The following is a 14,859-nucleotide window of genomic DNA, read 5'->3' as shown; positions in this document are numbered from 1 at the left end:
GGGCCGAAACGCGTTTTTGATTCTGTGCCTCATCTTCCCCATCATGGCGGGCATGGGCCTGAACTTTGCCATGACGTTAGGTGCCATGGCCGCAGAGATCGCGCTAATCTTTACCGCCGACTGGCAGATCTGGGGCATCCCCGGAATTGTTCTGGCCATGATCCTTTCTATTCCCATTTCCATTCTGCTGGGTGCCTTCTGCGGGCAGATCCTCAACCGGGCCAAGGGCAGAGAAATGATCACCAGCTATATGATTGCCTTCTTTATGGATGGCTTATATCAGCTTTTGGTGCTGTTCATGATGGGACCTGTCATTCCCATCCTCCACTCCTCCCTGAGGCTTCCCCGGGGATATGGCATCCGCAACACGGTGAGTCTGCTGCATATGCGGCAATCTCTGGACAACTTGGGCGCCATTCATATCGGCGGCGTCAAGATCCCCGTTCTGACCCTTGTGGTCATTGCTGTTTTCTGCCTGTTCATCGTCTGGTTCCGCAAGACGAAGCTGGGTCAGGACATGCGCGCCGTGGGCCAGAATATGGACGTGGCCCGGGACGCCGGCATCAAGGTGGAGCGCACCCGCATCATCGCCATCGTTATGTCCACCGTGTTCGCCGGGCTTGGCATGGTCATCTATCTGCAAAACATGGGCAATATCTCTACTTACAGCTCCCACAAGCAGATCGGTATGTTCTGCATCGCGGCGCTGCTGGTGGGCGGTGCGTCCGTGGACAAGGCGTCCATCGGAAATGTGTTTCTGGGCGTGATTTTGTTCCATACCATGTTCATCGTGGCCCCGGCCACGGGCGCCAAAATTACGGGCGACTCCATGATCGGTGAATACTTCCGCGTATTTGCCTCCTATGGCGTCATCACCATTGCCCTGGTTATGTATGAGATGAAAAAGCGCATGGCCAAGGGGAAAATCGGACAACGGCTGCAGCTTGCGCAAGGTGAGGAGGAGAGTCGATGAAGAAGATTCCTATGCGTACCCTCCTGTTCCGTGTGGGCGCGGTGCTGCTTTTGGCCGTCATTGCGTACAGCATGACCATCATCGGCCGCGGACACACCGTGTATATGGACAGCAGACGTCTGGACTACAACGGTCAGACCTACGAAACGCCTTATAAGGTCGTGGTCTATGTGAACGACGAGCAGGTGGCCAAGCTCTATGACAAAGAACGGGGCATGTCCACCTGGATCGGGCAGAATTTTTCCATGACTCTGGAAATCACCCAGGAAAAGGGCGGCACGGAAGAGACACAGGAAGTGTCGCTGACCCTGCCCCGCAATATGGACGGCATCATCCTCAACCTGCCTGCCCTTCTGGCGGGACTGCCCGAGGAGGCCTATCTCTCCGAGTTCGTAGCCGCTCCCGCCGAGGAAGAGGAGACCGGTGACGAAGGAATCACGGACGAATTTGGCATGACCACCACTGAGGAACTCCCCGCAGAATAATTTACTGTGCAGCCCATGCTTTCGCATGGGCTGCCTTGCTAGAAAGAAGGATCGACATGTCTTTGTTATCAAATTGTAAGCCGCAGGACGTATTCAGCTACTTTGAAAAGCTCTGCGCCGTCCCCCACGGCAGCGGCAACACAAAGCATATCAGCGACCTCTGCGCGGGCTTTGCCCGGGATTTGGGACTGCGCTACCGGCAGGAGCCCTGCAACAATCTGATTATCTGGAAGGATGCTTCCCCCGGCTATGAGCACGCCGAGCCCATCATTTTGCAGGGCCACATGGACATGGTCTGCGCCGTGGCGGAGGGCTGCACCAAAGACATGTCCGTAGAGGGGCTGGATTTGGAAACCGACGGAGAATTCCTGTGGGCCAGAGGCACCTCATTGGGCGGAGACAACTGCATCGCCGTGGCCATGATTCTGGCCATTCTGGCGGACGACACCTTACCCCACCCGCCTTTGGAGGCACTCTTCACTGTGGACGAGGAAACGGGCATGGACGGCGCGTTCGCTTTGGACTGCTCCGATTTAAAGGGACGGAAGCTCCTGAATCTGGACTCCGAGGAAGAGGGCGAGTTTTGCGTGTCCTGCGCCGGAGGCGTTCGGGCGGACTGCTTTTTGCCCGCCCAAATGGAGGCGCTGGAAGGCGGGACGGGCTATCGCGTCACCCTCTCCGGCCTTCAGGGAGGCCACTCCGGAGGCGAGATTCACAAAGGCCGTGGCTCCGCCAACCAGCTCATGGGCCGGGTTCTCTACTCCGCCATGGAGCGTATCCCCGGCCTGCGGCTGGCGGATATCCAGGGCGGCCGCTTTGAAAATGTCATCTGCCCCCGCAACGATGCCCTGGTGACCGTTCCGGCGGACCGGGCGGCGGACTTCGAGTCCTTCCTCGCCGAATTTGACGCAATTCTCAAAAACGAGTACGCCGGCTGCGACGACGGCGTGTCCCTCGCCTGTTCCAAAGAGGTGGTTCCCGCCGCCCTGAGCGCCGATGCCACCTCCTCCCTGCTCCACGTCCTCTTGGCCCTGCCCCAGGGCGTTCAGGCCATGAGCGCCGATTTCCCCGGTCTGGTGCAGACCTCCTTAAACTTGGGCGTGATGGGAATGCAGGCGGACGGCCTCCACTTCACCATTTCGATCCGCTCCTCCATCGCCACGCAGAAGGCCATGCTGCTTCAGCGGGTCCGGGCCATCGTGGAGCACGCCGGGGGCACCGTGGCGGAGCGCAGCTCCTATCCCGGCTGGCAGTACAACCGAACTTCCGCCCTTCGGGAGCTGGCTCTTACGGCCTACAAGGATCTCACCGGCAGGGACGGCGTCATCGCCGCCACCCACGGCGGCCTGGAGTGCGGCCTGTTTATCGAAAAGCTGCCCGGGCTGGACGCCATCTCCATGGGGCCGGAGCTTCACGACGTACACTCCGCCCGGGAGCGGCTGAGTATCCCCTCCACGGCGAGGGTATACCAACTGGTCTGTGAGATTTTGAAGCGCAGCAAATAAGGACCTTTGAAAAGCGGCGGTCAGCCCCGGTTGGGCCTGACCGCCGCTTCAGTATTTGTACCTGCGCCTGCCTATGAATAAGGTCAACTGCCAGTATCGCACATTTGCCAAACCCGGCAGTAACGCAAGGACTTTCATCGTACGCCGCGTATCATCGCACACAAAATGAACCCGGATATGTCCGATAACTGCCAGCCGATATTTCGCGCGGGAAACGGCATCATCAATGATTTCAGTTTTTTGTCCCACCCATTACGCCGCACTCCGGCCGTTCCGGACAAATTCAGGTATGGCTGTCCAGCTTATGTTTTAGATCCTCAAGAGCCTCTGTGAGAGCTTCCTCAAATGTGGGATGGGGGCGCATCGCCAGCAGCATTTGCTCAACAGTCATGCGGTTTGCAATGGCCTGACTGATTTCGCCGATGATGTCCGTGCTGTTTTTGCACATCATCTGCGCGCCGAGAAGCTCATGCGTTTCACTGTTTGCCACGAGCTTCATAAAACACCGGCCTGAATCTACGATCAGAGTACGGGCATTGACGAACATCACGCATTTCCCGGTCTTAACGGGGATTCCCGCCGCCTTGGCCTCCGAATCCGTCATGCCTGTCACGGCGATCTCCGGTCGGCAATAAATGCAGCTTGGGATCACATCCATTTGAACGGTATGTTCCGCGCCGCACAGCATTTCCACGCAGGCCACACCCTGCGCAGAGGCCACATGCGCCAGCTGCACTTTAGAAGATACATCGCCGATGGCGTAAACTCCGGGAATACTGGTCTGATACCGTGCATCTACCCAGATAGCGCAGCCATTCATCTCCGGCTGCAAGGTTCCGGGGAACAGCCCCTCCAGATACGGCCTGCGGCCAATGGCACACAAAACAGCCTCACCGGAGACGGCAGTCTCTTTGTCTTTGGCTGTAAAGTTCACGGTCAGTCCGCCGTCTCCCTGTTCCACGTTTTGCACCATGGAACTGGTAAAAATCTTCACGCCCTGCTTTTTCAAAATCATTTCCAGATTTTGCCCAAGTTCCCGGTCAAGCGTGGGCAGCAGACGGTTCATCCCCTCGATAATGGTAACGTCGCAGCCCAGATCACTGTAAAACGTGGCAAATTCTACGCCGATGACGCCGCCGCCCATAATAACAATGGATTGATAGAGGTGATCCGACCCTTCCAGCAGCTCATCTGAGGTCATGACCCCCGGTAGTTCCAACCCCGGAATCGTTGGCCGGGCGGGTGCGGACCCTGTGGCGACCAGAATATGCTCTGCTGTTAAAGCAGTTTCGTTCCCATCGTTGTCCGTCACACGCACCGTGTGCGGCTCTGAAATGGAAGCAGTCCCCCTGACAAGCGAAATGCCCGCACTCTGAAACAACCCCTCCACGCCGCTGCTAAGTTTTTGAGAGATTTGGCGCTTATAGGCGAAGATGGCGCGCATGTCTGCCAGCGCCCCCTCAATTTGAATGCCAATGCCGGCGGAGGAAACCGCATCATGATAGATTTCCGAAGCGTGAAGCAGCGTTTTTGTGGGCACGCAGCCTCGGTTCAGGCAGGTGCCACCTGCCTCCCGCCGCTCCACCACGGCGGTGCGCAGACCAAGCTTTGCGGCGCGCAGCGCCGCCATATAACCGCCGGGACCTGCCCCGATGACAATCAACTGGTACTCACTCATATAAACGCTCCTGTTCCGCCGGTATCCGGCAAAGCTTTAAATTGCTTTTCACCGGTCCGTCCGTTCTTTGAAATGACTAAGCGGTTTGCATGATCCCTCCCGCCATCTCAAAACGGGATTCCGTGCGGCGCGCACTTCGTCCGGGCGGGCAATCTGCGCGCTGTGGGGTGCGTTGCGCATAAAATCCGGGTCTTCGTCAGCCAGCGCATAGAGCTTGCGGAATCTCTCCGCGGCCCAATCCAGCGTTGCCCGGCTCTCTGTTTCAGTGGGCTCCAGCATCAGCGCTTCATGGACAATGAGCGGGAAGTACATCGTGGGCGGATGCATCCCGTGATCGATCAGCGATTTGGCAACCTCCAGCGCAGAGACACCCGTTTTCTTTTTGAATTCCGACAGGTCCAATACAAACTCGTGCATACAGATCCGGTCAAAAGCAGGCTCAAACGTACCCTGAATTTTCCGCATCAGATAGTTGGCGTTGAGCACTGCATTTTCGGCGGCTTCCGGAATCCCCTCACGGCCCAGCGTCATGAGATAGGTCAAAGCCCTTACCACCACCAAAAAGTTTCCGGCAAAGCTGCGCACCTGTATCCGCTCCCCGCCCTCCATCAGGGCAGACTTGGGCAGGAAGTCGGCGAGAAATGCCTTGCAGCCCACGGCGCCCGCTCCGGGTCCGCCGCCGCCATGCGGCGTGGCAAAGGTCTTGTGTAAATTCATGTGGATGCAGTCAAACCCCATGTCTCCGGGGCGAACCACGCCCATAATGGCATTCAGGTTTGCTCCGTCGTAATAGCACAGGCCGCCGGCCTCGTGAACCAAACGGGTAATTTCCAAAATGTTTTCATCGAAAATACCTACGGTATTGGGATTTGTCAGCATCAATCCGGCCGTTTCTTCGTTTAGAGCCGCCTTCAGCGCCTCCATATCCACGCAGCCGTCCGGTGCGGAGGCAATGTTCACCACCTCCAAGCCGCACATGGCGGCGGTGGCAGGATTGGTGCCGTGGGCGGAATCCGGAACGATAATCTTGTTTCGCTTTGCATCTCCGCGCGATGCGTGGTACTGCTTGATCAGCAGTACGCCGGTAAATTCCCCATGGGCTCCGGCGGCAGGCTGGAACGTCATATCATCCATACCCGCGATTTCGCACAGGTAAGCTTTGGCGGTGTCCAGCACTTCCCTGCAGCCCTCTGCCGCATGGGCCGGGGCCAGAGGATGGATGTCCGCAAAGCCCGACAGGGCAGCCATTTCCTCATCAATGCGCGGATTGTATTTCATGGTGCAGGAACCCAGCGGATAAAAGCCGCAGTTCACACCGTAGGTATGGCGGCACAGCTCCGTGTAATGCCTGGAAATATCCGTTTCACTGATTTCAGGCAGCGCCGGAGCTTCTTTTCGGCTCATATATTCCGACGGATACACCGTCTCCACATCACAGGGCGGCAGCAGACTGCACCTTCGTCCGGCAACGCTTTTTTCAAAGATCAGCTTCATTTGACCAGCGCCTCCTTTACGACGGAGAGAGCTTTGTCCAGCGACGCCTTGGACACTTTTTCTGTGGCGCACCACAGAATGCCGCCGTCCACTGGCAGCCCGCCTAAGATATCCGCATCCTCCAGCGCCGCCAGCACCGCTTCCGTATGCGGCATTTCCGTGACAAATTCATGGAAAAATTCCCCGGGATAACGCATGGACACACCGGAGATCGCACACAAACCCTTTGCCAGATAGTGAGCCTTGGACATGGATTGCCGCGCGGCCTCCGCGATCCCCTCAGGCCCCATGGCGGCCATATAAACCGAGGCAGTCAGCGCGCATAATGCTTCGTTGGAGCAAATATTACTGCCCGCTTTTTCCCGGCGGATATGCTGTTCCCGCGCTTGCAGGGACAAGACATACGCCCGCTGGCCGTTGGCGTCTTCCGTCTCTCCCACGATTCGGCCCGGCATCCTTCGCATGAGCTTGTCGGTGCAGGCCATATATCCCAGATACGGGCCGCCGAAGCCCATGGGCAGACCCAGCGGCTGTCCTTCTCCCACGGCGATATCTGCGCCGCAGTCCCGCGGCGTTTTCAAAATTGCCAGCGAAATGGGATTGCAGCCCATCACATACAGCGCGCCGGACTCATGCACCATCTGTCCCAGCGCCGGCGCGTCCTCCATCTGTCCATAAAAATTAGGTTGCTGGACGTAGAAACAGGCAACCTCATTCGTCAGCATTTCCCGCAGGGCGTCCAAATCGGTAACGCCGTTTTTCGCAGGAACAATGCGCATCTCGTCCCCACTGCCATAGCAGTAGGTGCGGATGGTGTTTATCACATCCGGATGGGCCGCGGCAGACACCAGTGTGACCCGGCGCTTCCGATCACGGCACATGGCGGCGGCTTCGGCGGCGGCAGAGGCTCCGTCATATACGGAGGCGTTGGACACATCCATGCCGGTGAGTTGGCAGATCATGGTCTGATACTCGAAAATGGATTGCAGCACGCCTTGGCTGATCTCCGCCTGATAGGGGGTGTAAGCCGTCAGAAATTCTTCCTTGGCAGGAATGTATTTTACAATGCTGGGGATATAGTGGTCATAAGACCCGGCCCCCCGCAGAACCGTGGAAAACACACGGTTTTTTGCCGCCATGGACTTCACCGCCCGGCAAACCTCCAGTTCGCTCATTCCGGCGGGGATTTCCAGCGGACGGTCCAGCAGCATCTGCCCAGGTACATCGCAGTACAGTTCCCGATAGGATTTCAGGCCGATGGCCTCCAGCATTTCCTGCCGCTCCGCCTGTGTGGAGGGAACATAGCTTCCCATGCTCAGTCCTCCACGCGGCAGAACGCCTCATATTCACCGGCGGAGATCAGTTCTTCCTGCCCGCTGATTTCCTTTACCTGAATGAGCCACGCGCCATAGGGATCGCTGTTCAGCTTCTCGGGCGCATCCAGCAATTCCTCATTGACGGCGCACACAACGCCGGAAACAGGACAAATCAAATCGGACACCGTTTTGACGGATTCCACATCGCCGAAAGCCTCTCCCTCAGAAACGCTGTCCCCCTCCTGCGGCAGATTTACAAAGACCACGTCGCCCAGTGCGTTTTGCGCGAAATCGGAAATTCCGATCACCGCAGTGTCCCCATCCATTCTTACCCATTCGTGGGACTTGGAATAGTTCAGCTCTGCCGGATAATTCATACCGATACCTCCATAAATTTTGTAAATTAGCTGCATTGGTTTGCAGGATTTTGCGTTTTACCGGGTCTGCCGGATTACAGAGCAATCTGACCGAGGAAGCCCTCCAGCGCGGTTTGCATTTTTTCGTCGTTGAAGCAGTAGCACATGGTGTCATAGGAGGCGCGAAGCTTCTCAACCTCCGCGCTGACGTCCTTGGCGCGGAGAATGCAGTCCGCCATCAGCTGGGCCAGTCTGGAAAACGCCTCTTCCCCAAAGCCAAAGCGGGTCATCTCGCTCACGCCCATCCGCAGAGCGCCCGAGGCGGTAAAGCCCTCTTCATCCGGCGTGGCCTGATAGTTGACAATGATATTGTTCTGCTCCAGCCGCTCGGCCACCTCCGGGCCGCTTCCGTATCCGACGGAGACAATAACCTGATGGGTTTCGGTGTATCCGACCGTGGGATCTCCGGCCACGTTCAGCCCTTGCTCCTTCAGACATTTGGCAAAATATTTTGCATTTTCCATAACGGCTTTCTGATAGGAATCCTTAAACGCGTTCATCTCATAGGCCGCCATCAGCAGTCCCAGCTGGGTGCCAAGGTGATGATTGGAAACGCTGCCCGGAAACGCGCGGCTTTCGATCGTCTCCCAGAGCCCGTATTTTAGATCACCTTTTTGGTAATTGACGCCAATGACGCCCCGCTGCGGACCAAAAAACGTCTTATGGGTAGACCCGGTAACGATTTCAGCGCCTTCTTCAAAGGGCTTTTGGAAATGATCGCCAATCAGCCCCAAAACGTGAGCCATATCATACATGATGGTGGTCGGGATGTTCTGCTCATCCACAAACCGGCGGATCGCGGCCACCGGCTCCTTATGCAGCACCATACTTTTGCCAAAAACAATCAGCTCCGGATGGTATTTCTCAATGACTTTTTTCGTCTCATCCACGTCGATCTTGTAAATGTTGTCCCTGCAAACCGGGAAATTCACCACGGCGGAGCGCTCTGTCACCGGGTCCACAGCGATATAATCGTGCAGCGCCCCCATGGGCTGCGCGGACAGGTGGCCTCCCTTGATGATGTGGTTATTCAAAACATAGCCCAGCCGCTGGGGCGTGTGTTTCCGATCGAGACGGTTTTTCCAATCCATCAAAGCGGAGAAGACCGCCATGTTGGACATCTGTCCGCTGATAACACGGGTTTCCGCCTCCGAGCAGCCCAGATACTGCTTCATCTGCTCCGCCAGAAGCTGCTCCACCCGGTCGATAAACTTGGTCCCCTGATAATAGAAAATATCCTGATCATAGAAGGACTTGATTTTCTTGTGCTCGGCATAGCGGAAGGCGGGGTCGGACGCGCACAGCAGCTGCACCGCGCGGCTGGCACTGTTTTCCGAGGGAATCAGGTTGATGCAGCATTTCTGCCGCCATTGGTGATTGTCGGAAGCCTTCTCGATAAGCGCGAGTGCTTTTGTCTCGAAATCGTCGTCCTTTGCGGAAGACTGTTCCAGCTCCGCTCCATAGATAATTGGCCGGGCAAAAGGAGGCGCGTCCACACGCATATGATAGGGCGGAACCACAGCCCTCAACCGTTTTCCTCTGATATCCACCTCTACGCGGTCCTCCTCCAGCACATCGCTGGAAAGATAGGCAAGGCCGATGGAGCGCTTGGCTGTATCGGCCAGAATTTTGGTGGACAACCCCTCCCCCTCGTGACAGTAATAGGGCACCATGGTGCCGCTGGTGACCCAACCAATCTGTTCCTCACCGCGATAAACCGGCATTCCCGCCCGCATGACACCTCGATCAAGCAGCGTGATGGGCATGATGCGTCTGGGCAGCACATCCATCTCGCTGAAGTCCCGGTTCATGATTTTCTGATAGGCGGCGGATTGTTTTTCCAGCGCCTCGCGCCCAATGTAAGCACCTTTCTGCGAAGAAAAACTCACTGCCAGCCGCGCCAGCGGCACGGAGAAAATTGGAATTACCGCACCCGAGTGGTCGGTTCCCATTTCGTGACCGTACAGCGGGAAGCCGGCCTCCAGACGCAAGGTATCCCGCGCGCCCAAGCCAGCAGGCTTTGCGCCCAGCTCCACAAGGCGATTCCACAGCCACGCGGCTTCTCCGCTTTCTATGTACACCTCATACCCCAGCGGCTCGCCGGTATACCCGGTTTTGGCAACGCGGACCGTGCGGCCTTCAAACAGCAGGGTATTCAGCGCGTTTTTCATCGGCTCGGTCACGGCCTCGCCGCAGGAAAGGGTCATCAGCAATTCTTTACTCTTGGGCCCCTGCACGGCAATAGACGCATAATCCGCTGTGATGTTGGTGATGGTGCAGTCGTAGTCCTTCACAACTTCCAGCAGATGTTTGAGGTCTTTGTCCGTATTGGCGGCGTTCACCACCAGCAAAAAGCGCTCCTCTTCAAAGCGATACAGATACGCGTCGTCCACAGCGCCGCCGTCTTTCGCGGGAAGCATGCAATACTGGGCCTGATTTAGATCCAGCGCCATGACATTGCTGGTGAGGACGTGCTGCAAAAACTTCACCCGCTCCGGTCCCTCCACCAACAGCCGACCCATATGAGACACGTCGAACAGGCTGCAGGCGTGGCGGGTATACAAATGCTCCGCCACGATTCCGTCGGGATACTGGATAGGCATTTCCCACCCGCCGAAGTCCACCATAGAGGCTCCGGCGTCCGTGTGAACCGCAAAAAGTTGGGTGCGTTTGAGTTCGCTCATGGTTCATTTCCCCCTTTAAGAAAAATTCTGTTTCTGAATTTCCATATTTGCGCGCAAAAAGAGACACAAAGTTCCCTTTAGAACTTTGTGCCTCCGTCATTTGCCTGAGAGATTCCCCGCCACGCCCATAATCTGCGGGCAGCCCGAGTTGCACCTTTGGCGTACAGCATATTGCCGTACTCTTCGAAGCATCGTCATAGCCCGACCCATTTTACCTGAGAGATTTTGCATACCCCTTCGGTGCCGTGTCCAGCACGGACTCTCCCGGACTAATCATTCGATCTTATTCAATTTACAGGCCGCTCTGAAGCGAATGCCCGCTCCAAGTGCACTTGCCTCTGCTTTAATTTCATATTAAATTACCACAGTGACGAGGCAATGTCAAGGCTTCTGAAAGGATATCAGCACACAAATTTCCTGTCCGAACGGCAAGATGCAGATTGCATCGGTTCCGGACTGCTGAAATAACGAAATCAAGTACATCTGTCCAGCGATAAACTTGCCAGACATTTGGCAGCGGATGGTACACTTTGCAAACAGTTCCACCTTGCTTATCAAATTGCCGATGATTGACTGATTGGAACAGACCTGTCCTCGTATGCTCCACGAAGCAGATTATCACCAGCCGCAGGCAGGAATCCAAATATGGGAAATTCCAAAGCACCGGGCCTGGAGTTCACTCCTCCTTCTGGCGGGCAATCTCTAAAAATTCCTCCATCGCTCGGCTGATATAGCGATTTTTCTTATAGTAAAAATAGATGATTCGTCGGGAAAGTTCTCTATTTAGTTTATAATAGGCAATGTTCGGGTGGGGCAGAATGTTTTTTGCCAGCGTGTCGCTGACGAAGGCAATACCCATGCCTGTACTGACCATGTTATAGGCAGTCAACTGCTGTTCCAGCGTCAAAATTACCCGAGGCGTGAAGCCGCAGCTTTGGCACATCTGAATCGCTCGCTGATTGATGTCACTGTTGGGGCGGAGAAAAATAAATGGTTCATTTTCAAAAGCCTCCAGTGGAACTGCGGGATATCGTTCCGCCAGATAATCCCCGGAGAGAACATTATCCAAACTGAGCCGCCACGCAAGAAGAGAGCTGTTGACAGGAAATTGCTGCGGTACCGCCAGCAGGAGGTGCTCTTCCCGATAGGGACAGGTTTCAAAAACATCCTGTGCAAATTCCTGATAATTTACAACAAGGTCCAGTGTACCCTTGATCAGCAGTTTTTCCAGTTGTGGCTGGCTCTCCTCCATCATGCTGACAGAGATTTTGGGGTATTTGCTTTTATACTCTGAGATCAGCGGCGGCAGGATATACGATGCAAACATACCGATCCCGCCAATTGTCAGCTGCCCCGCCTCCAGCTTGCGGGTATCGGCCAGATAGTCGGAAAAGCTTCGCTGGGCGCTGAAAATTTGTTCCGCCGCCTGAATGTACTGCTCACCGCACTCTGTTAGCTTTACCGGCGTGGTGCTGCGATCAAACAGCGGCATACCAACGCGCTCTTCAACGCGTTTGACGCTGCTGCTGAGCGCGGGCTGGGAGATGTAGAGGTTTCGGGCAGCCTTGGAAAAGCTTCGTTCCTTATAGACCTCGTAAACATATTCCATACCATGAAACATGACCGGTTTTCTCCTTTGTTAAGATGTTTTTCACAATCAGTATTTGGACTGCCTGAATTTGCAGCGCATAGAAGTTGGCGGCTCTGTGCCGCCAAAAGCGGAATTTAAAAGATTGCGGCATGCAACGGACTGGTTGTTGGAAAATTTTGAAGTCGGCAGTTTGCATTATAACATAAACATTATAATTACTATATAGGTATATGTATTTGCGAATAATATTTAACGGATGTAAAATAAATTTACCAAAAAATGAAGCAAAAATAGCAAAGGAAATGGAGATTTTATATGAAGAAGGAAAGCAGCAACCAAATTCTCTGGTATAGCCTGGCTGTAATGGCCTTCAGCACTGTGTGGGGCTTCGGCAACATTATCAACGGCTTTTCAGAGTACGGCGGACTCAAAGCAATTGCGGCGTGGCTTCTGATCTTCGCAATTTACTTTATTCCATACGCTCTGATGGTGGGCGAGCTTGGTTCCACGTTCAAAAACGAGGGCGGCGGCGTCAGTTCTTGGATCAACCAGACAATCGGTCCTAAAATGGCCTACTTTGCCGGCTGGACCTATTGGGTCGTCCACATGCCTTACATTTCGGAAAAACCCGGCAGCGTCATCATTGCCTGCAGTTGGGCGATTTTCCGGGATAACCGTGTCAGCCAGATGAGCACCATGACCATGCAGTTGATTCGGCTGGTAATCTTTGTTATGGCTCTGCTGCTGGCCAGCCGCGGGATCCGCGTGCTGCGCCGTCTTTCCACACTGGCCGGAACCGCCATGTTTGCCATGTCGCTTCTCTTTATCTTGCTGATGATTGCGGCTCCCGCGCTGACGAATGCGGAAGTTCTTTCCATCGACTGGACGCCCTCTACTTTTACCCCGAATTTTAATCCGGCTTTCTTCCTGAACATTTCCATCCTGGTTTACGCTGTGGGCGGCTGCGAAAAGATGTCTCCCTATGTCAATAAGATGAAAGACCCGTCCCGGGACTTCTCCAAGGGCATGATCGCCCTGACCGGTATGGTGGTTCTCTGCGCAGTGCTGGGTACGATTGCGCTGGGGATGATGTTTGACTCCAACCATATTCCGGGCGACCTGATGACCAACGGCGCTTACTACGCTTTCCAGCAACTGGGCGTGCATTACGGACTGGGCGACCTGTTCCTGATTCTCTATGCAATCTGCAACATTATTACACAGGTATCCGTCATCATCCTCTCCGTGGACGCGCCTTTGCGCATCATGCTCAATAACGTCGATACGCAGTATGTCCCCTCCGCGTTACTGAAGCAGAACAAATACGGCGCTTATTCCAACGGCTTGAAGCTTGTTTTTGTAATCGTTTCTGTTATAATTATTGTACCGGCATTGGGCATCAGCAATGTGGATGTGCTGGTCAAGTGGTTGGTCAAGCTGAACTCCGTGTGTATGCCGCTGCGTTATTTGTGGGTATTTGCCGCCTATATCGCACTGAAGAAGGCGGGAGAGCGTTTCCCTGCGACCTATCATTTTGTGAAAAACCGACGGTTGGGAATGTTTTTGGGCGGCTGGTGTTTCGTTCTGACAGCCTATGCTTGTTTAAGCGGCATCTACTCCGACGACCCGTTCCGTCTGATGCTGAACATCATCACGCCTTTCATTCTCATTGGACTGGGCTTTATCATGCCGTATCTTGCGAAGCGGGAGCGTTTGAAGGCAGAAAACTCCAGTGAACAGAACATTGTCGGTAAGTAAGGAGTTTCATATGTCAGATCAGATCACCGAGTTATTGTCTTTTATTGAACAGAGCCCCACGGCTTTTCAGGCTGTGGAGAATATGCGCCGTCAACTGCTGGCGGCGGGATATACGGAGTTGGAGGAGAGCCAGAGCTGGAAGCTTGAAGAGAGAGGGCGATTCTTTGTCGTCCGCAACCAGTCGGCGCTCATCGCATTCCGGCTGCCCACGCGGAACTATTCAGGATTCCAGATCGTGGCCAGCCACGGCGACTCTCCCTCTTTTAAGATCAAGGAATCCCCTGAGATGCGGGTGGAGGACCAGTATGTTAAACTGAATGTGGAAAAATACGGTGGGATGCTTTGCGCGCCTTGGTTCGATCGTCCTCTCTCTGTGGCGGGCCGTTTGATTGTAGAGACGCCAAACGGCTTGGAGTCCCGGCTGGTGCGGATAGACCGGGATCTGCTGCTGATCCCCAGTCTGGCCATCCATATGAACCGAGACGTCAACGACGGTTACTCCTATAACGTTCAAAAGGATTTGTTGCCCCTTTGGGGAGACGGGTCTTCGGAGAAGGGGAGTTTCCTCTCCACGGTGGCGCGGGAAGCCGGCATCGAGCCGGACAGTATCCGCGGCAGTGACCTATTCCTCTACAATCGGATGCACGGCTGCGTATGGGGGGACGGCGGACGCTTCCTCTCTGCCCCCCGGCTGGACGACATCGAATGTGCTTATGGTTCTTTGCAAGGCTTTTTGCAGGACAGCGTCTCTGCCAGCGTTCCGGTGTTCTGTATGCTTGACAACGAGGAGGTGGGCAGCGGAACCAAGCAGGGCGCGGCGTCTACGTTCCTGCGGGATACACTGCACCGGATTAACGGCAGTGCGGGCCGCAGCGAGGAGGAATACCTCACCAGCATTGCGTGTAGTTTTATGGTCTCGGCGGATAACGCACAAGCCATGCACCCCAACTATGCCGACA

The 14,859-nt window shown here is 55.2% G+C and carries 11 protein-coding genes and 1 riboswitch; of the genes, 5 read left to right on the top strand and 6 right to left on the bottom strand.

Annotated features, from left to right (window positions below; translation table 11 throughout):
- From B2W96_RS02285 to B2W96_RS02275, 3 genes are all read left to right on the top strand, one after another.
- The coding region (locus tag B2W96_RS02285; RefSeq protein WP_293008147.1) for an ABC transporter permease at window positions 1–973 on the top strand (973 nt) is incomplete at its 5' end.
- Window positions 970–1,458 (top strand): DUF6672 family protein, encoded by a 489-nt coding sequence (locus B2W96_RS02280; RefSeq protein WP_293008145.1) that lies wholly within the window; start codon window positions 970–972, stop codon window positions 1,456–1,458. The genes B2W96_RS02285 and B2W96_RS02280, both read left to right, overlap by 4 nt.
- Before the next feature lie 56 nt (window positions 1,459–1,514).
- Window positions 1,515–2,963: an aminoacyl-histidine dipeptidase gene (locus B2W96_RS02275; protein WP_293008143.1), complete on the top strand. Its 1,449-nt coding sequence runs from the start codon at window positions 1,515–1,517 to the stop codon at window positions 2,961–2,963.
- A gap of 283 nt (window positions 2,964–3,246) precedes the next feature.
- Here the strand turns inward: B2W96_RS02275 and lpdA are convergent, their stop codons facing one another.
- The 6 genes from lpdA to B2W96_RS02245 all read right to left on the bottom strand — a co-directional run bounded on the left by lpdA (window position 3,247) and on the right by B2W96_RS02245 (window position 12,172).
- On the bottom strand, window positions 3,247–4,641 hold the full coding sequence (gene lpdA / locus B2W96_RS02270; RefSeq protein WP_293008141.1) for a dihydrolipoyl dehydrogenase: 1,395 nt from the start codon (window positions 4,639–4,641) through the stop codon (window positions 3,247–3,249).
- A 48-nt stretch (window positions 4,642–4,689) separates the two neighbouring features.
- Entirely contained in the window at window positions 4,690–6,135 is a 1,446-nt protein-coding gene (gcvPB, locus tag B2W96_RS02265) for an aminomethyl-transferring glycine dehydrogenase subunit GcvPB (RefSeq protein ID WP_293008139.1), read from the bottom strand.
- Window positions 6,132–7,448 (bottom strand): aminomethyl-transferring glycine dehydrogenase subunit GcvPA, encoded by a 1,317-nt coding sequence (gene gcvPA / locus B2W96_RS02260; protein WP_293008137.1) that lies wholly within the window; start codon window positions 7,446–7,448, stop codon window positions 6,132–6,134. The genes gcvPB and gcvPA overlap by 4 nt, the downstream gene beginning before the upstream one ends.
- A gap of 2 nt (window positions 7,449–7,450) precedes the next feature.
- A complete protein-coding gene (gene gcvH / locus B2W96_RS02255) occupies window positions 7,451–7,828 on the bottom strand; it encodes a glycine cleavage system protein GcvH (protein WP_293008135.1) in 378 nt (125 codons plus the stop codon).
- Window positions 7,829–7,902: 74 nt separating this feature from the next.
- Complete coding sequence (gcvT, locus tag B2W96_RS02250; protein WP_293008133.1) at window positions 7,903–10,551, bottom strand: glycine cleavage system aminomethyltransferase GcvT; 2,649 nt, start codon at window positions 10,549–10,551, stop codon at window positions 7,903–7,905.
- Window positions 10,552–10,743: 192 nt separating this feature from the next.
- A riboswitch (glycine riboswitch) is annotated at window positions 10,744–10,828 on the bottom strand.
- Window positions 10,829–11,227: 399 nt separating this feature from the next.
- Complete coding sequence (locus B2W96_RS02245) at window positions 11,228–12,172, bottom strand: LysR family transcriptional regulator (RefSeq protein WP_293008131.1); 945 nt, start codon at window positions 12,170–12,172, stop codon at window positions 11,228–11,230.
- A gap of 285 nt (window positions 12,173–12,457) precedes the next feature.
- Here B2W96_RS02245 and B2W96_RS02240 point away from each other — a divergent pair, with 285 nt between their 5' ends.
- Both B2W96_RS02240 and B2W96_RS02235 read left to right on the top strand, forming a co-directional pair.
- A complete protein-coding gene (locus B2W96_RS02240; RefSeq protein WP_293008129.1) occupies window positions 12,458–13,900 on the top strand; it encodes an APC family permease in 1,443 nt (480 codons plus the stop codon).
- Window positions 13,901–13,910: 10 nt separating this feature from the next.
- Window positions 13,911–14,859: M18 family aminopeptidase (locus tag B2W96_RS02235; RefSeq protein WP_293008127.1), on the top strand; the 949-nt coding region annotated here is incomplete at its 3' end.

Origin of the sequence: Oscillibacter sp. UBA6647 (genome assembly GCA_002455655.1) — a bacterium.
Classification (GTDB): domain Bacteria; phylum Bacillota; class Clostridia; order Oscillospirales; family Oscillospiraceae; genus Oscillibacter.
This window is presented reverse-complemented; position numbering and strand designations above follow the sequence as displayed.

Bases quoted from the DNA above. Each gene is read 5' to 3' on its own strand.
- B2W96_RS02240 (WP_293008129.1), top strand. From the start codon at position 12,458: ATGAAGAAGGAAAGCAGCAACCAAATTCTCTGGTATAGCCTGGCTGTA.
- B2W96_RS02275 (WP_293008143.1), top strand. From the start codon at position 1,515: ATGTCTTTGTTATCAAATTGTAAGCCGCAGGACGTATTCAGCTACTTT.
- B2W96_RS02280 (WP_293008145.1), top strand. From the start codon at position 970: ATGAAGAAGATTCCTATGCGTACCCTCCTGTTCCGTGTGGGCGCGGTG.
- B2W96_RS02245 (WP_293008131.1), bottom strand. From the start codon at position 12,172: ATGTTTCATGGTATGGAATATGTTTACGAGGTCTATAAGGAACGAAGC.
- gcvH (WP_293008135.1), bottom strand. From the start codon at position 7,828: ATGAATTATCCGGCAGAGCTGAACTATTCCAAGTCCCACGAATGGGTA.
- gcvT (WP_293008133.1), bottom strand. From the start codon at position 10,551: ATGAGCGAACTCAAACGCACCCAACTTTTTGCGGTTCACACGGACGCC.
- gcvPB (WP_293008139.1), bottom strand. From the start codon at position 6,135: ATGAAGCTGATCTTTGAAAAAAGCGTTGCCGGACGAAGGTGCAGTCTG.
- gcvPA (WP_293008137.1), bottom strand. From the start codon at position 7,448: ATGGGAAGCTATGTTCCCTCCACACAGGCGGAGCGGCAGGAAATGCTG.
- lpdA (WP_293008141.1), bottom strand. From the start codon at position 4,641: ATGAGTGAGTACCAGTTGATTGTCATCGGGGCAGGTCCCGGCGGTTAT.